Origin of the sequence: Nocardia seriolae NBRC 15557 (assembly GCF_007990715.1) — a bacterium.
Taxonomy (GTDB): Bacteria; Actinomycetota; Actinomycetes; order Mycobacteriales; family Mycobacteriaceae; genus Nocardia; species Nocardia seriolae.
Window position 1 is genome coordinate 1 of record NZ_BJWY01000128.1, and the last position, 21,638, is coordinate 21,638.

Genomic DNA, 21,638 nt, shown 5'->3' on the forward strand with positions numbered 1-21,638 from the left:
CCCACATCCTCGCCACCGACCAGCGGCCGCTCCGCCTCGGCGCGCGCGGCCTCGGGTTTCCCGGTGAGCAGGTATGGGGCTTTGGCATAGGCGTGGTCGCGTAGCGACATGATCAAGAGCTTGGGGGACAATGGTTTTCCGGTGTTCCAGGCCGGGCACTGCGATTGGCAGCGACCGCACTCGGTGCAGGTGGTGAAGTCGATCAGGCCCTTCCACGTGAAATCCTCGACCTTGCCGACGCCCAAGGTGTCGGTGTCGGGATCGGCGGTCTCCATCAGCAGCACCTTGCCGCCGGACATCATCGGCCTGGCCGCGCCGAGCGCAACGCCGCCGTCGGCCTCCCGCTTGAAATAGATATTGAAGAACGCCGAAATCCGGTGCCAGGCAACGCCCCAGGTGAGGTAGCGGCCGACGATGTAGAGGAAGGCCGCACCCGCGAGCATCTTGACGAACGCGAAGATCGACACCAGCAGCGGGCTGTCGGGCAGCAAACGCGCGACCTGCATGGTGAGCGGATCGGTCGCGAGCCGCCCGTGCCCGTAGGTGGCGATTTTGCTCGCCTTGACCAGGACATCGCCGACACCGTGGAGGACCACGATCGTCTCGATGAGGTAGGCGGCCGGGAAATTGGAGCCGCCGAATCGGGACAGCCGCTCGGGACGGCGCGGGTGATTGCGCTGCCGGATGAATATCAGCGCCGCGATCCCGACGATGGTCCCGACACTGAGGATTTCCTCCAGCAGCCGATAGCCGGAGCTCTCACCGACCACCGGCCAATGGAACTCGGGATCGAAGGTCTGGCCGTAGGACTCGAAGTAGAAGACCATGCCCAGCAGGAAGCCGACCATCACCAGCCAGTGTGCCCAGCCGACGCTGCGGAACCGATTCATCCGCGTGTGCGCGGCAACCTCCACGACAACTGTCCGCACGCGCGGCAGCACCGGTCGCAGCCGGGTCCCGTCGGGTCTGCCGCGCCGGAAGAGCCGGGTCATCCGCACCAGCCCGCCGAAGAACAGCCCCCAGCAGAGCGCGGTGATGAGGCCGCCGATGACCCCCAAAGTGATCGTCGCGGTGTTCAAAGTGTCGTCCCCCAATGCTCCCCAGAAGCCCTTGAACAGCAACAAGAGTCATGTTACCGGCCAGTAGCTTTTGTGTTCGATGCCAAGCTATCACCGAACCCGCACCCGGGGAAGATCTCCCGGCAGGAACCTGCCATCGCGGCCCTCGGTCAGTTTCGTTGCGGCGGTTGACAGCTCATGCGTTGTTGCATCCCGTGCGAAATTGTTGCCAAGACGTTTGCATCGGCTCTGCGACTGCACCCTTTTCGGCCTGGATATGGCTGTAATGTCGATAGGGTGCAGCGACGAATCATGGGGATCGAGACCGAATTCGGGGTGACGTGCACCTTCCACGGCCACCGACGGTTGAGTCCAGACGAGGTGGCCCGGTATTTGTTCCGCCGGGTGGTTTCCTTGGGCCGTAGTTCTAACGTGTTCCTCCGCAACGGTGCCCGGCTCTACCTTGACGTCGGTTCCCATCCGGAGTACGCGACGGCCGAGTGTGACAGCTTGGTGCAGCTGGTCACTCACGATCGGGCCGGTGAACGGGTGCTCGAGGACCTGCTCATAGACGCCGAGCAGCGGCTGGCCGAGGAGGGTATCGGCGGCGATATCTACCTGTTCAAGAACAACACCGACTCCGCGGGCAACTCCTACGGCTGCCACGAGAACTTCCTCGTGGTCCGCGCCGGTGAGTTCTCCCGGATCTCGGATGTGCTGCTGCCGTTCCTGGTTACCCGTCAGCTCATCTGCGGCGCGGGCAAGGTGCTGCAGACCCCGAAGGCTGCCACCTTCTGCCTGTCGCAGCGGGCCGAGCACATCTGGGAGGGCGTCTCCTCGGCGACCACCCGCTCGCGGCCGATCATCAACACCCGTGACGAGCCGCACGCCGACGCCGAGAAGTACCGCCGGCTACACGTGATCGTGGGCGACTCGAACATGAGCGAGACGACCACCATGCTCAAGGTGGGCACGGCCTCGCTGGTGCTGGAAATGATCGAGGCGGGCGTCGCGTTCCGAGACTTCGCCCTGGACAACCCGATTCGGGCCATCCGCGAGGTGTCGCACGATCTCACCGGCCGCCGCCCCGTGCGGCTGGCGGGCGGCCGCCAGGCCAGCGCCCTCGACATCCAGCGCGAGTACTACGCCCGCGCCGTCGAGCACCTGCGCAACCGCGACCGCGACCCGCAGGTCGACGCCGTGGTGGATCTGTGGGGCCGGACCCTCGACGCCGTCGAGGCGCAGGACTTCGCCAAGGTGGACACCGAGATCGACTGGATCATCAAGCGCAAGCTGTTCCAGCGCTACCAGGACCGCTACAACATGGAGCTGTCCGATCCCAAGATCGCCCAGCTGGATCTGGCCTACCACGACATCAAGCGCGGCCGCGGCGTCTTCGACCTGCTCGCCCGCAAGGGTCTGGCCAAGCGGGTCACCGAGGACGAGGCGGTGGATGCGGCGGTCAACACGCCGCCGCAGACCACCCGGGCCAAGCTGCGCGGCGATTTCATCACCGCCGCCCAGGAGGCCGGACGCGACTTCACCGTCGACTGGGTCCACCTCAAGCTCAACGACCAGGCGCAGCGGACGGTCCTGTGCAAGGACCCCTTCCGCTCGGTCGACGAGCGCGTGGATCGCCTCATCGCCTCCATGTGAGCAGCGTGAACGGGCCGCGAACCCTGGGTTCGCGGCCCGTTCCGCGTCCGAGCCCGGTCCGTCAGGGGACGTTAGGGGGAAAAGGCGACCGCCCATGCTCCATGGCGGCGACGCGCCCATTACTCTCTATCGGGTGGCGATATCCAAGGTCGAGCGGTTGATGAATCTGGTTATCGCGCTGCTGTCCACCCGGCAGTTTCTGACCGCGGAGCGGATTCGCGACAGCGTGGCCGGGTACGAGGAGTCCGCGAGCGACGAGGCGTTCAGCCGGATGTTCGAGCGGGACAAGAACGAGCTGCGCGATCTGGGCATACCGCTGGAAATCGGTCCGGTGGGCCGGTATTCGAGCGTCGAGGGCTATCGGATCAACCGGGACGCCTACGAGCTGCCCGATATCGATCTCTCCAGCGAGGAATCCGCCGCGGTCGCGGTGGCGGTGCAGCTGTGGGAGTCGCCCGAGCTGGCCGCGGCCGCCGAGGGCGGGCTGCTGAAATTGCGCGCGGCCGGAATTCACGTGGAGCCCGACGCCGGGGTGTCGGCGGTGCCCGCGGTCCCGGCGCGCACCAGAGGCTCGGAGCCGGTGCTGGGCAAGTTGCTCGCCGCCATCGATGCCGGACGGTCGGTGAAGTTCAAACACCGCCAGTCGCACGGGGATCCGGTCGAACGCGATGTGCAGCCCTGGGGTGTGGTCACCCATCACGGCCGCTGGTATCTGGTCGGGCACGACAATGCCCGCGACGCGCAGCGGGTGTTCCGCATCTCCCGCATCGACGAGGACGTCACCGAATACGGCCCGGCCAATGCCGTGCACAAGCCCGAGGACCTGGACCTGCGGGCCGTGGTCGCCGACGTGACCGCGCAGACCCCGATCACCGGGTCGGCCACGGTGTGGGTGGCCGACGGGCGCGGGCAGGAGATCCGCCGCCTCGGCCCCATCATGGAGGAGCGGACCCTGGGCGGCCGCAAGGGTTCGATCGTGGAGGTGCCCATCCGATCCCGCGACTGGCTGGCCCGGCTCATCACCGGACTCGGTGCCGACGCCCTGGTGCTCGCGCCGGAAGAGCTGCGCGACAATGTGATCGCGCGCCTGAAGTCGGTGCTGGAACGGACGGAGGTCAGCGCATGAGTGGGAAACGCCGGGCAGACAACGTAACCGACGGGGCACGGGCGTCCGACGGCGCGAAGGACCGGAAGGGCAGTGCGGCCGCCACCACGCGGCTGTCCACGCGCCTGGCGCGGCTGCTGAACATGGTCCCGTACTTCCAGGCCAATCCGGGGATCAGCGCGGCGGAGGCGGCGGCCGAACTCGGCGTGTCCACCAAACAGCTGATGACGGACCTGAATCAGCTGTGGATGTGCGGGCTGCCCGGGTACGGGCCCGGTGACCTCATCGACCTGTCGTTCTCCGAGGAGAGCATCGAGGTCACCTTCTCCGCGGGCATCGATCGCCCGCTGCGGCTCACCTCGCTGGAGGCCACCGCGCTGCTGGTGGCGTTGCGTTCCATCGCGGACCTACCCGGCATGGTGGATCCGAGCGCGGCGCACGCGGCCATCGCCAAGATCGAATCCGCCATTGCCGGACGGGAATTCGCGGGCCCGTCGCTGCCGGTGCCGGTGGAGGCGCCCGCCGTGGCGACCGTCCGGTCCGCCCTGGAGCACGATCACGCCCTGCGCCTGGTCTACTACTCGGCGAGCCGCGATGTGGTCTCCGAGCGCGTCGTGGATCCGATCCGAATCGTGCTGGTGGACAACAACAGCTATCTGCAGGCCTGGTGCCGGCAGGCCGAGGGTGTCCGGCTCTTCCGCCTCGACCGCATCGAGGAGGCCGCCGAACTCGACGAGCCCGCGCGCCCGCCCGCCGAGGCCGCCGCGGACGAGACCGCGGCCCTGGACCTGTTCGTGGACGACCCTGCGGTCCCGCTGGCGCGCCTGCTGATTCGGCCCGACTACGCCTGGGTGCTCGAGCAGTACCCGATGCACAAGGTCACCACCCACCCCGACGGCAGCGTCGAGGCCACCATGCGCTTCGCCACCCTGGACTGGATGGCGCGGTTGCTGCTGGGCTTCGGCGCGGGCGTCACCGTGCTCGGCCCGGCCGAACTGGTCACCGCGGTGCGGGAACGCTCTAGTTCGGCGCTGGCCGCCTATGCCGCGGCCGGTGCGGACAATGCCTTCTCCGCCGGCGGCAGTACCTTCGCGACCGGGTTCGAGGGGGTCGGTCCCGCTTGAGTTTTCGCGTGACGGTGCTGGGGGCGGGCAGCATCGGGTGCTTTGTCGGCGGCCGGCTGGCCGCGGCGGGGGCGGAGGTCACCTTCGTCGGCCGCCCGCGCGTGCTCGACGAACTGCGCACCTTCGGCCTGCGGCTCACCGATCTGGACGGCGACGATCAGCGCGTCGACCCCACCGCCTTCCACACCGCGACCGCACCGTCCGGCGACGCCGATCTGGTGCTCATCACGGTGAAGTCCGCCGGGACCGCCACCGCCGCGGCCGAACTGGCCGGTCTGGTGAAGCCGGGCACGGTGGTGATCAGCCTGCAGAACGGCATCGGCAACGACGCGGTGATCCGGGAGATCCTGCCTAGCTGTGTCGTGCTGGCGGGCATGGTCATGTTCAATGTCGTGCACCACGGCCAGGGCCGCTTCCACCGCGGCACCGCGGGCACCGTCGATATCGCCGACGATCCGGCGCTCGAGCGCTTCGCGCCGATCCTGGACCGGTCCGGGCTCGGCTTCCAACGGCACCCGGACCTGCTGCCGGTCCAGTGGGCCAAGCTGCTGCTCAACCTGAACAACCCCATCAACGCGCTCTCGGGCCGCCCGCTGCGCGAGGAACTGGGCACCCGCGACTACCGCCGCTGCCTGTCGCTGGCCCAGCGCGAGGCCCTGGCCGCCATGGCCGCGGCCCGCATCCGACCGGCCCGGCTCACCCCGCTGCCGCCGGAGGCGATGGCCCGGCTGCTGACCGTGCCCGATAGCCTGTTCCGCAGGGTTGCCGCGAAGGTGCTGGCCGTCGACCCGGTGGCGCGCTCCTCCATGGCCGACGATCTGGCCGCCGGACGCAAAACCGAAATCCCTTGGCTGTGCGGCGAAATCGTGAGCCTGGGCGCCATGGTAGGAATACCCACGCCGGTGAACCAGAAGCTGATCGAGCTCGTGACAGCTGCGGAGAACGGTGACCGGCGCACCTGGTCGGGCCCGGAATTGCTGGAACAACTCGAGCGGGCCGCGCGTGACGGCACGGCGAACAAGGGTTGACAAGAAGCTTCGCTGTATGCGGGTCCGGTAGCATCGGACTCACCCAGAGTCTTTGGAGGTAATGGAATGACAGGCGCCATCAGCCCGTGGCACTTGCTGATCGTCGTGCTGATCTTCTTGCTGTTCTTCGGTTCGAAGCGCATGCCCGACGCGGCCCGCAGCCTGGGTCGCTCGATGCGCATCTTCAAGACCGAGGTCAGCCAGATGCAGAACGAGGGCAAGACGGGCGAGGCCGCTCCCGAGGCGCAGGCCCAGCCGGTGCAGCCGCCCGCGCAGCTGCCGCCCGCTCAGCCGGTCCAGCAGCCCGCGCCGCAGCCGAACGACCAGCAGAAGGCCTGAGGCCACGGGTACCCGGGATGAGAACGTCTCATCCCGGGTAGATCGTTGTCCGGGTCCGGGGCGTGCACGGTAACGCCCGCGTCTTCTTTGGCCGCAAGGCGGAGGCAGTCACACTCACATGCGCATCCCGTTCGATCCCCGGCGCAGCAAGCGCCGCACGAACCCCGACGGCACCATGTCCCTGGTGGATCACCTGTCGGAACTCCGCAGGCGATTGCTCGTCGCCCTGGCCTGGGTCGCCCTCGGCACCCTGTTCGGGTTCTTCTGGTACTCGCATTCCCTGTTCGGGATCGAGAGCCTCGGCGACATCCTGCGCGGCCCCTACTGTGATCTGCCCGCCTCGTCGCGGGCGAATCTGAGTGCCGACGGCTCCTGCCGGCTGTTGGCGACCGCGCCGTTCGAGCAGTTCACCCTGCGCTTGAAGGTCGGCACCACCGCGGGTGTGGTGGTGGCCAGCCCGTTCTGGCTCTACCAGCTGTGGGCGTTCATCACCCCCGGGCTCTACGCCAAGGAGCGCAAGTACGCGATCTCCTTCGTGGCCGCGGGTGCCGCGCTGTTCATCGCCGGTGCGGTGCTGGCGTACTGGGTTGTCGCCCACGCGCTCAGCTTCCTGATGACCATCGGCAACAACGTGCAGATCACCGCGCTCAGCGGTGCGCAGTACTTCAGCTTCATCATCAAGTTGCTGGTGATCTTCGGTGTGAGCTTCGAAACTCCTTTGCTCATCGTGGGATTGAACTTCCTGGGCGTGCTCACCTACGCGCGGCTCACCAAGTGGCGGCGCGGGCTGATCTTCGGCCTGTTCGTGTTCGCGGCCATCGTGACCCCGCAGGACCCGATCTCCATGCTGGCGCTGGCGCTCGCCCTGACCCTGTTGTTCGAGATCGCGGTGCAGGTCGCGCGCATCAATGACAAGCGTCGCGCCCGCAACGCCGAGAACTGGGCCAACCTCGCCGACGACCAGGCGTCCCCGCTGGACACCACGCCCGGCGGCGTCGATGCGCCGAGTCCGGTCCCGGCCGCGGAGCCGGTGGCCGCCACACCGGTGGAGAAAACAACAGGAAGCGTGTCGGATTACTCCGATACTCTCTGAAAAGTGACATCAAGGTCGCTTACCGAAAAAGCCCTGCCTGGCGAACTGGCGGCATTCGCCGCCGAACTGAAATTCGAGCTCGATCCGTTCCAGCGGCAGTCGTGCGTGGCGCTCGAGGGCGGGCACAGTGTGCTCGTCTGCGCGCCCACCGGCGCGGGCAAGACCGTGGTGGGCGAATTCGCCGTCCACCTGGCGCTGGCCTCGGGCGGCAAGTGCTTCTACACGACGCCGATCAAGGCGCTGTCGAATCAGAAGTTCGCCGATCTCACCGAACGTTACGGTCGCGACGAGGTCGGCTTGCTGACCGGCGACCAGTCCATCAATCCCGACGCGTCGGTGGTGGTGATGACCACCGAGGTGCTGCGCAACATGCTCTACGCGAGTTCGGATGCGCTGCGCGGACTTTCGTACGTCGTCATGGACGAGGTGCACTACCTGGCCGACCGCTTCCGCGGCGCGGTGTGGGAAGAGGTCATCCTGCACCTGCCCCCGGAGGTCCGCCTGGTCAGCCTGTCGGCCACCGTCTCCAATGCCGAGGAGTTCGGCGCGTGGATGGAGACCGTGCGCGGCGACACCGCGGTCATCGTGGACGAGACCCGGCCGGTGCCGCTGTGGCAGCACGTCATGGTCGGGCGGCGCATGTTCGACCTGTTCGACTCCAAGTCCAGCGACGCCAAGGTGATCGTGGACGAGGATCTGCAGCGCTACATCAAGCACCGCGAAGCCACCGACCGGATGGACAACTGGGCCGTTCCGGGGCGCGGGCGCGGCGGGCCGCGGCGCTCGTTCCGGCCCATGCCGCGGCCGGAGGTGATCGCCAAGCTCGACGATGAAGGGCTGCTGCCCGCCATCACCTTCATCTTCAGCCGTGCGGGCTGCGATGGGGCCCTGGCCCAGTGCGTGCGCTCGCGCCTGGACCTGTCCCGCGACGACGAGCGCGAGACGGTCGACGCCATCATCGAGAAGCACACCGGCGACCTGCCGCGCAGCGACCTCGAGGTGCTCGGCTACTGGGAGTGGCGCGAGGCGTTGCACCGCGGATTCGCCGCGCACCACGCGGGCATGCTGCCCGCCTTCCGGCACACCGTCGAGGAACTGTTCGTGCGCGGGCTGGTGCGGGCCGTATTCGCCACGGAGACACTGGCTCTGGGCATCAATATGCCCGCGCGGACGGTGGTGCTCGAACGACTGGTGAAGTTCAACGGCGAGAGCCACGCCGAGCTGACGCCGGGGGAGTACACCCAGCTCACCGGGCGGGCCGGGCGGCGCGGCATCGATATCGAGGGGCACGCGGTGGTGCTGTGGCAGCCCGAGGTCGACACCAGTGCGGTGGCGGGCCTGGCCTCCACGCGGACCTATCCGCTGCGTTCGTCGTTCCGGCCGGGCTACAACATGTCGATCAACCTGGTCGATCGCATGGGCGCGGTGGAGTCGCGGGCGCTGCTGGAGCGGTCCTTCGCCCAGTTCCAGGCCGACCGGTCGGTCGTGGGGTTGGTGCGGGGCATCGAACGCAACGAGTCCCAGCTGCGCAAGCTGCGCTCGCAGCTCGGCGACGAGAGCTTCTTCGAATACATCCAACTGCGCGAACGCATTCGGGAACGGGAACGGCACCTGGAACGGCAGGGCCGCACCGATCGGCGGCAGGCCGCGGTGGCCTCGCTGGGCGCGCTGCGGCGCGGTGACGTGGTGGCGATTCCGTCCGGGCGGCGCCAGGGGCTGGCCGTGATCCTGGAACCCGATCAGACGCCGGGTGATCCGCGCCCGCTGGTCCTCACCGAGGACAAGTGGGCGGGGCGCGTCTCGGCCGCGGACTTCCCGACCCCGGCCGAATCGCTGGGACGGCTGCGGCTGCCCAAGCATGTCGACCACCGCACCGCGCGGGTGCGCCGGGACCTGGCCTCGGCGCTGCGCAGCACCGGCCTCACCGCGCCGCGGCGCGGGCGTCAGGGCGGCAAGTCCAAGGCCGCCGACGACCGGGACCTGCAAACCCTGCGCCGGGCGCTGCGCAATCATCCGGCGCACTCGCGGCCGGATCGAGAGCAGCTGGCGCGCATCGGCGAACGCTACAACCGGATCGAGCGCGAGACCGAGCACCTGCGCCAGCAGGTGGCGGCCACCACCAACTCGCTGGCACGCACCTTCGACCGCATCCTCGGGCTGCTGGAGGAACGCGGGTACGTCGAGGACGGCGAGGTGACCCAGGACGGTCGCCGGCTGGCGCGCATCTACGCCGAAGCGGATCTGGTTGTGGCCGAGAGCCTTCGGCAGGGCCTCTGGCGCGGGCTGGGACCGGCCGAGCTGGCGGCGGTGGTGTCGATCCTGGTCTTCGAATCCCGGCAGGAGGGCGGCTACCTGGGCGCGTCGGGACCGACCGCGCCCATTCGCCGGGCCGTGGACGCCACCATCGGGGTGTGGTCGCAGCTGCGCGCCGACGAGGCCCGGCACCGGTTGCAGCCCACCCGCGAACCCGACCTGGGTTTCGTCACCGGCGTCTACACCTGGGCCCGCGGCGACGACCTGGCCGACGCCCTGCTCGCCAGCGGTGACCGCGGAAACCCGCTCTCGGCGGGCGATTTCGTGCGCTGGTGCCGTCAGGTCATCGACCTGTTGGACCAGATTCACAGCACCGCCGACGACGTCGAGGTGGCGGCCACCGCGAGCAAGGCGGTGCGCGCGATCCGCCGGGGTGTCGTGGCCGTGGACGCGGCGTAGTAGAAACGACTGTGCTTTGATTCTTGGGATGTACCGACCGCAGCGGGAACATGCGCGTGTTCCCGCTCCGGGGGGCTAGCGTGAGTACAACGGATTGCTATTGGAGGCAAGCAAATGAGCGGCCCGTACGGACCGAATGACGCCCCTGGCCAAGGGGGAGGCAACGATCCGACGCAGCAGTGGAGCGGCCAGCAGCCCGCGCCCGGCGCCGGACCGACTCAGCAGTGGGGTGGCCAGCAGCCCGCGCAGCCGACCACGCAGTGGGGCGATCCGTCCCAGCCGCAGCAGCCGGCCCAGCCCTGGGGGCAGAGCCAGCCGCAGCAACCCGTGCAGCAGCCGTGGGGACAGTCGCAGCCGCAGCAGCCGGTTCAGCAGCCCTGGGGGCAGAGTCAGCCGCAGCAGCCGGTTCAGCAGTGGGGGCAGAGCCAGCCGCAGTGGCCGCAGCAGGGTCAGCCCGGGCCGCAGGATTGGAACCAGCAGTCCGGTCAGCAGTGGCCGCAGCAGCAGGCGCCCGCCGGTAAGAAGAAGACCGGCATGATCGTCGGCATCGTGGCGGTCGTCGTGGTGGTCCTGGCCGGAGCCGTTGTCGGCCTGACCTGGTTGCTGAGCAAGGACCAGCTGGACAACAAGGCCGTGCAGACCGGTGTGCAGAAGGTGCTCAAGGACTCCTACGGCATCGACGACGTCCAGGACGTGAGCTGCCCGTCGGGGGAGAAGGTCCAGGTGGACAAGACCTTCGACTGCACGCTCAAGGTGGGTGGCGAGAGCAAGAAGGTCACCATCAAGATCACCAAGGATGACGGCACCTACGAGGTGGGCCGCCCGAGCTGATCTCGGTGGTAACTGCGTGAGCAATTGTGTTGGGCCCGGGCGCGATCGGGGAGATCGCACCCGGGCCCGCGCCGTTGCTGGGGGTTGTCTCGTCGCGTTGCGGGAGTACAGTGGGCGGATATTCTCTGCTTGATCATGATCGGGGGCGAGTTGTGCACCTGACATTGCGAACTGCGGGCTGGAGCGCGATGGTGGTCGCGGTGGCGAGCCTGGGGCTGGCGTCCGCGCCGTTCGCCGGGGCCGAGGGGACCTCGCCCGTGGTGAACGACTGCGTGACCGACCGGTCCGAGACGCGGCCGTCGAATCTGCTGCTGGCCTGCGGGGACGGCGGGCTCAGCGTCCGCGATATCACCTGGAGCAGTTGGGGACCCGATACCGCCGAGGGCGAGGGCACCGAGTACCGGCGGGTTTGTGAGCCCAGCTGCGCGGCCGGGCACACCGCCTCCGTCGCCACCCACATCACCCTGCGCACGCCGCAGGACGGGCACTTCACCGAGGCGGTCATCACCGATCCGAACGGCAACCCCGAAACCTGGCCGGTCGGACCGCTGCGGCACTGATCGCTCAGCGTTTGGCCATCGCGGTGATCAGTCGCTTGACCGGGCTCTCGGCGTTGTAGGCAACGGCCAACTGCGCCAACCGCTCCGGATCGGTCGGGGCGGCCGGTAGCAGATCGGAACCGGAGTATTCGACCGTGGCGTCGCGGACGACCCGGACCACCGGGGCGGCGGCCTTCAGATAGTCCTCGGCGGCAACGAGTTTGGCGCGCACGCCCTTGGCGAGATCGGAGTCCGGGTCGGCGGCCGCGGCGCGCAGCTCTTCCACCGAGCCGAATTTGGAGATGAGCTGGGCCGCGGACTTGTCACCGATGCCCGCCACCCCGGGCAGGCCGTCGGAGGCGTCGCCGCGCAGGGTGGCCATATCGGCGTAGGCCGGGCCCGCGTTCCGTTCCGGCACACCGTATTTCGCGGACACCTCGGCCGGACCCCAGAGCTCGGCCTTGGACAGGCCGCGGCCCACATAGAAGACCCGCACCGGCGGCACCGGCGTATCGCGCACCAGTTGCAGCAGGTCCCGGTCACCGCTGACCACGATCACCTCGTCGATGCCCTCGCGGGTGGCGAGCGTGCCGATCACATCGTCGGCCTCGAGACCCTCGGCCCCCGCGGTCGCGATCCCGGCCGCCGCGAGCACCTCCATGATCATGTCGACCTGCGGCGTGAGGGTGTCGGGCACCTCCTCGGCCTCGACCCCGTCGACCACCGCGGCGTCCTCGGCCACCCGGTGCGCCTTGTAGGAGGGCAGCAGATCCACCCGGAACTGCGGCCGCCAATCCAGATCCAGGCACACCACCAGCCGACCCGGCGCATGCTGCTTGACCAGCGCCGCGACCATATCGGTGAACCCGCGCAACGCATTCACCGGCCGCCCGTCGGGCGCGGTGATCTTCTCCGGGATCGCATAGAACGCCCGGAACCACAGACTGGCCCCATCGAGCAGCAACAGCGGACCGGCGGCAGGGTTGCTCATAGCGCACGACCCTACCGGGACCGGCCGACACTTCGGCGCACAGCGGCGGTGCCGCTGTGACTCGTCGAGGTTGCTCCCTGCGGTGGTGGCCCGCCGGAGGGTTGCCCCTGGGCGGTGGAGGTGGGGCGCGCCGGTGCGGTGAAGGCCACAGTCGCTGGTCGGGCGGGGTGAAAGATGGTGGGGCGCAGTCCGGTCGGGGATGGCTGTGGCGGGTGGCGGGGTCGGCGGGGGTGCGAAGTTCGTCGGTGGCTGGAGGGTGGCGGGGGTTGGGGAGTAGCGTCGGATGGCATGAGCTCTCATGACGAGTCACGGTTCGCGGCGGAGGTCTACGGGGCGCGATTGGAGCGGGCGGCGGAGCTGGTGCGTGCTGCCCATCTGGATGCGCTGCTCATTACTCCGGGGCCTGACCTGCGGTTTCTAATGGGGTCGCGGGCCAATTCCTTCGAGCGGCTGACGTGTTTGGTGATTCCCGCGAGCGGGGAGACGCCGTCGGTGGTCATCCCGAAGCTGGAGCTGGCCTCGTTGAAGGGGTCCGCGGCGGGGGAGCTCGGGTTGCGGATCGTGGACTGGGTGGACGGGGTGGACCCGTATCGGATCGTGCGCGGGGTGCTCAATGCCGGTGCGCGCGTGGCGGTCACCGATGTGATGCCCGCCCTGCACCTGCTGCCGCTCGCCGATCAGTTTGGCTCGCTGCCGGTTGCGGCCACGCCGATGCTGCGCGAGCTGCGAATGGTGAAGGACCCCAGCGAGATCGAGGCGCTGCGGCGCGCGGGCGCGGCCATCGACCGGGTGCACGCCCGTATGGGTGAGTTCCTGCGCCCCGGCCGCACCGAGGCCGAGGTGGGCGCGGATATCGCGGCCGCCATCGTCGAAGAGGGCCACACCGAGGCCGATTTCGTCATCGTGGGTAGCGGCCCGCACGGCGCCGACCCGCACCACCTGGTGTCCGATCGGGTCATCGAGCCCGGCGACGTGGTGGTCATCGATATCGGCGGCCCCGTCGAGCCCGGCTACTTCTCCGATGCCACCCGCACCTACGTGCTCGGCGAGCCCGATGCGGAAGTGGCCGACCAGTTCGCCGAGCTGGAGAAGGCCCAGGCCGCCGCCGTCGCCGCGGTCCGCCCCGGCGCGACCGCCGAATCCATCGACGCCGCCGCCCGCGACGTGCTGATCGCCGCCGGTCTCGGCGACTACTTCGTGCACCGCACCGGCCACGGCATCGGGTTGTCGGTGCACGAAGAGCCCTACATCGTGTCGGGCAACGACCTGGTCCTACAGCCGGGCATGGCCTTCAGCATCGAGCCGGGCATCTACTTCCCGGGCAATTGGGGTGCCCGCATCGAGGACATCGTGATCGTCACCGAGGACGGCTGCGAGTCCATGAACAAGCGCCCGCACGGTCTGACCAGGCTGGCCTGAAAACTCAGCCCGCGTCGAAAGTTGCGGTGTAACTCCAGAAGTCGCGCATGGTCGAGTCCGGTGCCGGGCCGTCCATGCCGACCCGGGGGAGCAGGACGGTGCCGGTGGCCGGAACGATGTGCGCACAGGTCTCGGTGTGCCGCCAACCCAGCCGTAGCCCGGGGACATTCCACGGCTCGGTCACGGTGATATCCACCGAGCCGCCGCAACCCCAGCCTTGGCCCCGCCGTGCCGGACGGGCCGCGGGTCCGGAATCAGTGGGGCACACGGCCGGAGAACCAGGGGCGGTGCGCCGCGGTCAGTGGTCGGTGGCGGGGCCGTCCGTCTTGAAGACGCTGCTGGCCAGGACGCGTTGGACGTTGATGGCGATGACGACGCGGGTCGGGTTCTCGCGGGGCTGGCGGTAGCGGCCCGCGTAGCGGTCGACGGCGTCGGCGACGGCGGCGGGGTCGTCGAGGATGGTTGCCGGGCCCTCGAGGGTGATCCAGCGGGGGCCGTCGACCTGGCTGACCGCGGCGTAGCCGGAGCGGCGGACGTTGTTGACCTTGACCGAGCCGTCGTTGGTGATGATGCGGGCAATGCCGGACTCCGGATCCCAGGTGAAGCCGACCGCGACGACGTGCGGGGTGCCGTTGGCGCGCAGGGTGGTGAGGGTGGCCAGGTGCCGCTCGGTGACGAAGTCGGCGGCGGCGGGGGACAGTTCGGGGCGTGCGGCGGTGCTGGTCATGATCCGACGCTAGCAATCCGGACTCGGGCACACCGGACGGTGGTGCCCGGGTGGCAAACTGTGGGCCATGGGTTTCGGATCGCGGGACGTCGACAAGGGCGTCGTGCTGGTGCTGGGTGGGCGCAGTGAGATCGGGCTGGAGGTGGCGCGACGGCTGTCGCCCGGCCGGGTGGTGATACTGGCGGCGCGCCGCAGTGACCAGTTACAGAAACAGGCCAAGGAGCTCCTGATCGCCGAGGCGGCGGCGGTGCACTGCGTGGAGTTCGACGCCGACGACATGGCCGGGCATCGGCCGCTGCTGGACAAGATCATCGCCGAACACGGCCGGATCGGCGTGGCCGTGGTGGCGTTCGGGATTCTGGGCGATCAGGCTCGGGCCGAGGAGGATCCCGCGCACGCCGTCGAGATCGTGACGACCGACTACGTGGCGCAGGTCAGCGTGCTCACCAGCCTGGCGAACCTGCTGCGCGAGCAGGGCGACGGGCAGATCGTGGTGTTCAGTTCTATCGCGGGCGTGCGGGTGCGGCGCGCCAATTACGTGTACGGCTCGGCCAAGGCCGGGCTCGACGGTTTCGCCTCCGGTCTGCAGATGGCGTTGGAGGGCAGCGGAGTTCACCTGCTCATGGTGCGGTCGGGCTTCGTGATCGGCCGGATGACCGCGGGCATGAAACCGGCCGTCATGTCCAGCACCCCGGACTCGGTCGCCGACGCCGTGGTGGCCGGACTGTACCGGCGGGCGCGGAATGTCGATGTGCCACGCCGGATCCGGCTGCTGTTCATTGCCATGCGGTTCACCCCGTACGGACTGTGGCGGCGGGCGCGCCGATGAGTGCCGCTCCGGGCCCCACGGTCGCCGGGTTCGGTCCCGAGCGGCCGCTGGCCGTGATCGGGATCGGTGCCGACGGCTGGGACGGCCTGGGTGGCGCGGCCCGGCGCGAGATCGCGGCGTGCGAGGTATTGCTCGGCTCCGCACGGCAATTGGCGCTGATTCCCGAGGGGGAGACCGGCGCGGAGCGGGTGCCGTGGCCCTCGCCGCTGGTGCCCGCGCTACCGGGGCTGCTGGCGCGCTACGCCGGTCGTCGGCTGGGCGTGCTCGCCAGCGGTGACCCGATGTTCTTCGGCATCGGGGTCACCCTGACGAAACTGGTTGGCGCGCAGGCCCTGCGGGTGCTGCCGCAGCCGTCGTCGGTGTCGCTGGCGTGCGCGCGGCTGGGCTGGGCCCTCAATGAGACACCCGTGGTGAGCGCGGTCGGCCGACGCGTGGAGACCGTGCTCCCGGAATTGTCGGGCGGGCGCAGGCTGCTCGTGCTCAGCTCCGACGAGCACACCCCCGCGCAGCTGGCGGAACTGCTGGCGCGCAATGGTTTCGGCGCGTCCGCGCTCACGGTGCTCGAGCAGCTGGGCGGACCGGCCGAACGCGTCGTCGATGGTATTGCCGCGCGGTGGGATCACCAGCCCGGTGACGCCCTCAATATCGTTGCCGTCGAGTGCGCCGCCGATCCGGACGCGCCGCGCCTGACCCGGGTCCCCGGGCTGCCGGACGAGGTGTACGGCGGTGACGGTCAGCTCACCAAATCCGAGGTGCGCGCCCTCACGCTGTCGGCGCTCGCGCCCGCGCCCGGGGAACTGCTCTGGGATGTCGGCGGCGGCTCGGGCACCATCGCCATCGAATGGTGCCGCACGCACCCGTCGGCTCGCGCCATCGCCTTCGAGCGAATGCAGAGCCGCCGCAAGCAGATTGCCGCCAATGCGACGAGCCTGGGCGTGCCGGGCGTGGAGGTGGCCGGACCCGCGCCCGAGTCGTTCGCGGAGCTCCCGGCGCCGGACGCGATCTTCATCGGCGGCGGGCTCACCCAGGACGGCATGTTCGACGCCTGCTGGGCCCGATTGCGCCCCGGCGGCCGGCTGGTCGCCAGCGCGGTCACCGCCGAATCCGATGCGCTGCTGCTGAGACTGGCCGGGCGGCACGGTGGTTCGCTGCGCCGGTTCCAGATCTACCGCGCCGAACCGCTGGGCGGCTTCACCGCCTGGCGGCCACAGCTGCCGGTCACCCAGTGGTCGGTCGTGAAACCCGTGGCGGCGCAGTACTAGTAGGGCAGGGCCAGTGGTCCGGGTTCGAACACCGTCACCAGCACGACCAGATTGCCGTACGGGGCAGAGCCATTGGCCATGCGATGCGCCATTCGGGCCAGGGAGGTGCGCCAGCGGTACTTGGCCTCGAGTTCGGCCTGTACGCGCGGCACGAAGGTGCCGGTGCTGATCAGTCGGGCCTGCCCCTGCAACTGCCGGGAGCCGACCTTGGGATTGCCCCGCCAGTCCCCGGGCTGCACCAGCACCCGACCGTCCTCGGCGAGCTGCTCGGCCTCGACGGAGTACGACGAGGCCCGGAAGGCGAGCCCGTTGTCGCCGATCGGAACCACCAGCCGCGGCACGGTCACCAACTGGCGCGGGCCGGTGGTTCTGGTCACCAGCACGGTTCTGGCCTCCTGCCAGACCGCGGCGGGGCCCGAGTGCTCGCGCGGGGCCGGAGCGGGTGTGGCGGGGCGGGCGAACTGGGTTCGCGCGGCCGCCGCGTCGATCATGAGGTCTGTCATCGCCTGCGATCCTTCCGTGCCGAAAATCCATCTGGGATCGGTGCCGGGCGCGGAGCGAACGGGAGATCCGCACTCTCCCATGGCGGTAGCCATGCATTCGCTCATCGAGGCGACGCGACCTTTTCACTGTGGGTCCGCCCGGCACTCGAGCGCAAGCGCGACACACTGGGCGGCTCATCGAGTTTCATCACACGAACGCCGTCGGCCACCCTGCCCCAACACTTCTCGACCGACCGGAGCCGATCCCCTTCGATACTCCAGTTATTCGGGAGGTCTGGCAACGATGCAGGTCAGGCGGGCGCGATCGCCGTAACTGGCAGATCGCCCGCCCGCGCCACGTAGCCTGAACGGGTCCGGCGAACGCGAGGGGGCGTATTGAGCGACTACGGCAGTTTCCCGACCCAGCCGCTACCGACCCAGCCGCTACCGGTCCGGCGCGGGGCCGGATTGGCGCGGGCCGGTCGCGGTGTGGCCGTGGCGAGCACGATCAGCCGGGCGACCGGATTCGCCCGCACGATCGCGGTGGCCGCGGTGCTGGGGACCGCAGCGGTCGGCGATGCCTACAACGGTGCGAACAACCTGCCGAACATGGTTTACGAGCTGCTGCTCGGCGGTGTGCTGGCCAGCGCGGTGGTGCCTTTGCTGGCGCGCCGGCGCGGGAGACCGCGTTCGCGCGAGTTCACCCAGCGGATCCTGGTTGCCGCCGTCCTGATGCTGGCGGTGGTCACCGTGCTCACCGTCGCCTGCGCGCCGCTGATCGTGCGCGCCTTCATCGCCGATGCCGGGCAACGCCGATTGGCCACCGCGCTGGCGTATCTGCTCCTGCCGCAGATCTTCTTCTATGGCGTGTCCGTCGTCGTCGGCGCGGTCCTCAATGTCCGCGACAGCTTCGCCGCGGCGGCGTGGGCGCCGGTGGTGAACAATCTCGTCGTCCTCGCCACCTGCGGGATCTTCGTGCTGGTGCCGGGCCCGCTCACCCTCACGCCCGCAGCCATGACCACCGCGCAGATCCTGACCATCGGCCTGGGCACCACCGCGGGCATCGCCGCCCAGGCCGGGTGGACGGTCGCGGCGCTGCGGCACAGCGGATTCCGCTGGAGCTGGCGCGCCCGCCCACTGCCCTACACCTGGCGGCCGGTCCGCGCGGCGGTGCCCATCGCCGGTTGGCTGCTGGTGTACGCGGCCATCAGCCAGCTCGGCGTCGCCGTCACCATGCGGGTGGCGTTCGACCACGGCGGCGTCTCCATCAACGCCTACGCCGATCTGCTGTTCCAGGTCCCCTACGGCATTCTCGCGGCCTCGCTGCTGACGGTTCTCATGCCGCGCATCGCGCGCGCGGCCGCGGTGGGCGACGAGCGCGCGGTCATCACCGATCTCGCCCGCGGCGCCCGCTACCTGTCGACCGCGCTGATCCCGGTCACGGTGGCCCTGAGCCTGCTCGGTCCCGGCTTCGCCACCCTGGTGTTCACCGGCCGGGTCGACCCGGCCGCGGCCCGCCTGATCGGCACCGCCGTCGCGTGCTCGGCCTTCGGTCTGGGTCCCTTCGCGCTGGTCATGCTGCAAATGCGAGTCTTCTACGCCCACAACGACACCCGCACCCCGACCCTGATCAACCTGGCCATGGTCACCACCAAGGTCTGCGTCCTGGCCCTCGCGGTGTCCTTCCTGCCGCCCCACGCCGTCATCGTGATGCTCAGCATCGCAAGCTCATCGGCCTACACCGTCGGTGCGGCGACCGCGCACCTGCTGCTGCGCCGCCGCCACGGCCTGCTCGGCTTCACCGCGGTCGCCGCCGCCGCGCACCGCGTCGTGCGGGCGACGGCGATCGCGGGCGCCTCGGGTTTCGCGGCCATCGTGCTGACCGGAACGACCATCACCACCCCGAATCTCGCGCACCCGACGGCGCTGGCGGCGGGCACCCTGGTCGGCTCGGCCGCCTTCCTCGCCGCCGCCAAGGTCATCGGCATTCCCGAAATCCGCACTGCCCGAACCCTGTTGACGCGCGTCTGACCGCTCGTGGCAACCCCCGGCCGCACTCGCCCTGGCCGAGGGGTCACCGGATCGGTACCCGCGGCCACCGATCCGGTACCTGCGGCGGAGGCGGCGGCAACCGGTCGGCGGCGACAGTGGTGGAGGCCGCCGGTTCGGCGGCCGACGCCACGACAGTCGAAGGAGCAGAGCCGAGATGGTTACCCGCGAGAATTCCGCAATTGCCCGCCCGCGATGGCAGGAGGTGGCCTCGCCCGCGCAGCAGTGGCTGTTCCGGGCGGTCTGGGCGCTCGGCGCGCTGGTGCTCGCGCCGTCGGCGTTCCTGCTGATCGGCGGGCTCACCGCGAACACGGCGGCGGGCGAGTCGGGACAGGTGCCGGGGGTGCTGGGACTGATCGGGCTGGCCATCGGCGGGGTGCTGGTGCTCGCCGGTCTGCTGGTGCGCGTCGGTGTCATGAACGTCGCGGCGGCCCTGAGCCGTGGTTCGATGGTTTCCGTGGGTGTGCCGAATCCCGGGCAGGAGGTCGGGTGAGTCCCATTCGGGCCGACCGCCGCGGCCGGGCCCTCGCGGGTCTGGCCGCGGCGGCCGTTTTCGCCGTCGGTATCGCCGAGGCGCTGATCAGCATGCGCCACAACGTGTTTCCGAACCGGGGCACGGTGGTGCCGGTGGCCGCCGCTACCGCCGCCGCAGTCGGGATGTGCCGGTACCGGCCCGGCGTCGCCGTGGCGCTCGCCTGGTTGCTGTGCGGATACCAGGCACTCACGGGCGCGCCGATGCTGGTGTCCGAGGTGGCCCTGGCGGCGGTCACCTTCGCCGCCGCCCGCTGGGGCGGTGTCGCGACCGCGGTGGCCGGCGCGGCGACGGTCGTGCTCATCGGTGGTCTCGCGGTGGTGGATCTCGGTGCGTACGCGGCATTCCTACTGGTGGTGCTGTGCGGCGTCGCATGGCTGGCCGGGCTCGCGCTGCGGCGGTCGGACGATCGGGCGGCCGCATCGCTGGCCTCCCAGCACGCGGCCGAGGCCGAGGCCCGGCGCGCGCACCGCGAGCGCGAGCAGGCCGACGAGATCGCCCGTCTGCGCGAGGAGCAGGCGCGGCTGGCGCGCGATGTCCACGACGTGGTCGGGCATTCACTGGCCGTGATTCTGGCGCAGGCGGAATCGGCCCCGTTCGTGCCCGACGGCGACAGCGCCGTGCTGCGGGACTCGATGGCGAATATCGCCACCCTGGCCCGAGACTCGCTGCGGGAGGTCCGGCAGGTGCTCACCGCGAACTCGCCGTCGGCCACCGGGCCGGGCGAGTTGCGCACGCTGGTCGACGGTGTCGCCGCGAGCGGCCACGAGATCCGCTTCGCGGAGACGGGGACCGCGCGCGCGATGCTGCCGGAACCGGCCACCGTCGCCTACCGGGTCCTGCAGGAGATGCTCACCAACGCGATCCGGCACGGCGGCCGCGAGACCCCGATCGAAGTGGAGCTGTGCTGGGGCGAGGAACTGCGGATCCGGACCGCCAATGCCGCCGCACCCGCATCCGCGGCCGGAACCGGGCCCGGCGGAAGCGGACTCGACGGCATGCGGCGACGGCTGGAATCGATCGGTGGCCGACTGGAGGTCCATCACGAATCGGGCGAGCCCGGCCCGTCCACCTTCACCGCCATCGCCCGGGTGCCCGTGCGTAGGCTCGAACCGTGACCGAGGCCGACGACATCCGCGTCCTGCTGGTCGATGACCAGGAGCTGTTCCGCACCGGTGTGGCGGTGATCATCGACGCCCAGCCGGGCATGCGGGTCATCGGCCACGCCGCCGACGGTTTCGAGGCCGTCGAACAGGTCGACGCCCTGGACCCCGATGTGGTCCTGATGGATCTGCGCATGCCCGAGTCCGACGGCGTCGAGGCCACCCGCCAGCTGTTCGCCCCCGAACGCGCCGCCCGCCGCGGCAAGCCGCTGCGCGTCCTGGTACTCACCACCTTCAACCTCGACGACCGCGCGGCCACCGCGATCCGCTACGGCGCCAGCGGTTTCCTGCTGAAGGACACCACACCCGCCATGCTGTGCGAGGCCATCCGCACCGTCCACATCGGCAATGCGGTACTCGCCCCCGACGATCTGGCCACGCTCCTCGACGGCCAATTCCGCGCCCGGGTGCCCGTTCCGTCCGAGTACGCCGCCCTGACCGACAAGGAACGAGAGGTCTTCACCTTCGTCGCCAAGGGCAATTCGAATCTCGAGATCGCGGCGCTGATCTTCGCGAGCGAGTCCACCGTGAAAACCCACGTCGGTTCGATCCTGCGCAAGCTCGGCCTGCGCGATCGCGTGCAGATCGTCGTGTTCACCCACGAGCACGGCCTGGTCTGACCCCGCCGGAACCCCCTCGGCGACATGGCATTTGGAACGAGGTTGTTTGACCTGTTGGGGGCCGGTTTCGCCTAGTACT

General features: G+C 69.7%; 20 protein-coding genes and 1 pseudogene. 16 read left to right on the forward strand and 5 right to left on the reverse strand.

Annotation, left to right across the window (positions count from 1 at the left end; translation table 11 throughout):
• Positions 1-1,079: pseudogene (locus tag NS2_RS29140) on the reverse strand (Fe-S oxidoreductase); the annotation flags it as partial.
• A 276-nt stretch (positions 1,080-1,355) separates the two neighbouring features.
• Between NS2_RS29140 and pafA the strand changes: the two are divergent.
• The 9 genes from pafA to NS2_RS29185 all read left to right on the forward strand — a co-directional run bounded on the left by pafA (position 1,356) and on the right by NS2_RS29185 (position 11,506).
• Entirely contained in the window at positions 1,356-2,714 is a 1,359-nt protein-coding gene (pafA, locus tag NS2_RS29145) for a Pup--protein ligase (RefSeq protein WP_181321316.1), read from the forward strand.
• Positions 2,715-2,847: 133 nt separating this feature from the next.
• A complete protein-coding gene (locus NS2_RS29150) occupies positions 2,848-3,840 on the forward strand; it encodes a helix-turn-helix transcriptional regulator (protein ID WP_103557245.1) in 993 nt (330 codons plus the stop codon).
• A gap of 92 nt (positions 3,841-3,932) precedes the next feature.
• Positions 3,933-4,943, forward strand: coding sequence for a helix-turn-helix transcriptional regulator (locus NS2_RS29155; RefSeq protein ID WP_228102923.1), 1,011 nt, complete (start codon positions 3,933-3,935; stop codon positions 4,941-4,943).
• A gap of 8 nt (positions 4,944-4,951) precedes the next feature.
• Positions 4,952-5,971, forward strand: a complete 1,020-nt coding sequence (locus NS2_RS29160; RefSeq protein WP_231993035.1) for a 2-dehydropantoate 2-reductase — start codon at positions 4,952-4,954, stop codon at positions 5,969-5,971.
• Positions 5,972-6,037: 66 nt separating this feature from the next.
• A complete protein-coding gene (tatA, locus tag NS2_RS29165) occupies positions 6,038-6,310 on the forward strand; it encodes a Sec-independent protein translocase subunit TatA (protein ID WP_033089300.1) in 273 nt (90 codons plus the stop codon).
• Positions 6,311-6,428: 118 nt separating this feature from the next.
• Positions 6,429-7,403 carry a twin-arginine translocase subunit TatC gene (gene tatC / locus NS2_RS29170; protein WP_033089299.1) on the forward strand — a complete coding sequence of 325 codons (975 nt, stop codon included), beginning with the start codon at positions 6,429-6,431 and terminating at the stop codon, positions 7,401-7,403.
• A gap of 3 nt (positions 7,404-7,406) precedes the next feature.
• Positions 7,407-10,115 (forward strand): DEAD/DEAH box helicase, encoded by a 2,709-nt coding sequence (locus tag NS2_RS29175; RefSeq protein WP_228102779.1) that lies wholly within the window; start codon positions 7,407-7,409, stop codon positions 10,113-10,115.
• 114 nt (positions 10,116-10,229) lie between these two features.
• Positions 10,230-10,946 carry a DUF4333 domain-containing protein gene (locus tag NS2_RS29180; RefSeq protein ID WP_033089298.1) on the forward strand — a complete coding sequence of 239 codons (717 nt, stop codon included), beginning with the start codon at positions 10,230-10,232 and terminating at the stop codon, positions 10,944-10,946.
• A gap of 188 nt (positions 10,947-11,134) precedes the next feature.
• Entirely contained in the window at positions 11,135-11,506 is a 372-nt protein-coding gene (locus NS2_RS29185) for a hypothetical protein (protein WP_052086711.1), read from the forward strand.
• A 4-nt stretch (positions 11,507-11,510) separates the two neighbouring features.
• Here the strand turns inward: NS2_RS29185 and NS2_RS29190 are convergent, their stop codons facing one another.
• Positions 11,511-12,476: a 5'-3' exonuclease gene (locus NS2_RS29190; RefSeq protein WP_033089297.1), complete on the reverse strand. Its 966-nt coding sequence runs from the start codon at positions 12,474-12,476 to the stop codon at positions 11,511-11,513.
• Positions 12,477-12,764: 288 nt separating this feature from the next.
• Between NS2_RS29190 and NS2_RS29195 the strand changes: the two genes are divergently transcribed.
• Positions 12,765-13,895: a M24 family metallopeptidase gene (locus tag NS2_RS29195; RefSeq protein ID WP_147207364.1), complete on the forward strand. Its 1,131-nt coding sequence runs from the start codon at positions 12,765-12,767 to the stop codon at positions 13,893-13,895.
• Between the two features lie 4 nt (positions 13,896-13,899).
• Here NS2_RS29195 and NS2_RS29200 read toward each other — a convergent pair whose 3' ends face one another.
• Together NS2_RS29200 and NS2_RS29205 are read right to left on the reverse strand one after the other, a co-directional pair.
• Positions 13,900-14,079, reverse strand: a complete 180-nt coding sequence (locus NS2_RS29200; protein WP_143161341.1) for a hypothetical protein — start codon at positions 14,077-14,079, stop codon at positions 13,900-13,902.
• A gap of 114 nt (positions 14,080-14,193) precedes the next feature.
• The gene (locus tag NS2_RS29205; RefSeq protein ID WP_036552268.1) at positions 14,194-14,622 is read right to left on the reverse strand and encodes a PPOX class F420-dependent oxidoreductase; all 429 of its coding nucleotides are present in this window, start codon (positions 14,620-14,622) and stop codon (positions 14,194-14,196) included.
• Positions 14,623-14,689: 67 nt separating this feature from the next.
• Here NS2_RS29205 and NS2_RS29210 point away from each other — a divergent pair, with 67 nt between their 5' ends.
• Both NS2_RS29210 and NS2_RS29215 read left to right on the forward strand, forming a co-directional pair.
• Positions 14,690-15,451 (forward strand): SDR family NAD(P)-dependent oxidoreductase, encoded by a 762-nt coding sequence (locus NS2_RS29210; RefSeq protein ID WP_033089293.1) that lies wholly within the window; start codon positions 14,690-14,692, stop codon positions 15,449-15,451.
• A complete protein-coding gene (locus NS2_RS29215; protein ID WP_045438478.1) occupies positions 15,448-16,713 on the forward strand; it encodes a bifunctional cobalt-precorrin-7 (C(5))-methyltransferase/cobalt-precorrin-6B (C(15))-methyltransferase in 1,266 nt (421 codons plus the stop codon). Before NS2_RS29210 ends, NS2_RS29215 begins: the two co-directional genes overlap by 4 nt.
• Here the strand turns inward: NS2_RS29215 and NS2_RS29220 are convergent.
• Complete coding sequence (locus NS2_RS29220) at positions 16,710-17,216, reverse strand: hypothetical protein (protein WP_143161340.1); 507 nt, start codon at positions 17,214-17,216, stop codon at positions 16,710-16,712. The two genes, NS2_RS29215 and NS2_RS29220, sit on opposite strands and share 4 nt — an antisense overlap.
• Positions 17,217-17,591: 375 nt before the next feature.
• Between NS2_RS29220 and murJ the strand changes: the two genes are divergently transcribed.
• From murJ to NS2_RS29235, 4 genes are all read left to right on the forward strand, one after another.
• Entirely contained in the window at positions 17,592-19,226 is a 1,635-nt protein-coding gene (murJ, locus tag NS2_RS29225; protein WP_228102780.1) for a murein biosynthesis integral membrane protein MurJ, read from the forward strand.
• Between the two features lie 175 nt (positions 19,227-19,401).
• Positions 19,402-19,737, forward strand: coding sequence for a hypothetical protein (locus tag NS2_RS36375; protein WP_033089292.1), 336 nt, complete (start codon positions 19,402-19,404; stop codon positions 19,735-19,737).
• On the forward strand, positions 19,734-20,894 hold the full coding sequence (locus NS2_RS29230; RefSeq protein ID WP_033089291.1) for a sensor histidine kinase: 1,161 nt from the start codon (positions 19,734-19,736) through the stop codon (positions 20,892-20,894). Before NS2_RS36375 ends, NS2_RS29230 begins: the two co-directional genes overlap by 4 nt.
• Positions 20,891-21,559, forward strand: coding sequence for a response regulator (locus NS2_RS29235; RefSeq protein ID WP_033089290.1), 669 nt, complete (start codon positions 20,891-20,893; stop codon positions 21,557-21,559). Before NS2_RS29230 ends, NS2_RS29235 begins: the two co-directional genes overlap by 4 nt.
• The last annotated feature ends 79 nt before the right edge of the window (positions 21,560-21,638 follow it).

Excerpts from the sequence above, each read along its gene's own strand:
- NS2_RS29185 (WP_052086711.1), top strand. The coding sequence starts at position 11,135 with ATGGTGGTCGCGGTGGCGAGCCTGGGGCTGGCGTCCGCGCCGTTCGCC.
- NS2_RS36375 (WP_033089292.1), top strand. The coding sequence starts at position 19,402 with ATGGTTACCCGCGAGAATTCCGCAATTGCCCGCCCGCGATGGCAGGAG.
- NS2_RS29210 (WP_033089293.1), top strand. The coding sequence starts at position 14,690 with ATGGGTTTCGGATCGCGGGACGTCGACAAGGGCGTCGTGCTGGTGCTG.
- NS2_RS29190 (WP_033089297.1), bottom strand. The coding sequence starts at position 12,476 with ATGAGCAACCCTGCCGCCGGTCCGCTGTTGCTGCTCGATGGGGCCAGT.
- NS2_RS29215 (WP_045438478.1), top strand. The coding sequence starts at position 15,448 with ATGAGTGCCGCTCCGGGCCCCACGGTCGCCGGGTTCGGTCCCGAGCGG.
- NS2_RS29220 (WP_143161340.1), bottom strand. The coding sequence starts at position 17,216 with ATGACAGACCTCATGATCGACGCGGCGGCCGCGCGAACCCAGTTCGCC.
- NS2_RS29180 (WP_033089298.1), top strand. The coding sequence starts at position 10,230 with ATGAGCGGCCCGTACGGACCGAATGACGCCCCTGGCCAAGGGGGAGGC.
- tatC (WP_033089299.1), top strand. The coding sequence starts at position 6,429 with ATGCGCATCCCGTTCGATCCCCGGCGCAGCAAGCGCCGCACGAACCCC.
- NS2_RS29195 (WP_147207364.1), top strand. The coding sequence starts at position 12,765 with ATGAGCTCTCATGACGAGTCACGGTTCGCGGCGGAGGTCTACGGGGCG.
- tatA (WP_033089300.1), top strand. The coding sequence starts at position 6,038 with ATGACAGGCGCCATCAGCCCGTGGCACTTGCTGATCGTCGTGCTGATC.
- NS2_RS29205 (WP_036552268.1), bottom strand. The coding sequence starts at position 14,622 with ATGACCAGCACCGCCGCACGCCCCGAACTGTCCCCCGCCGCCGCCGAC.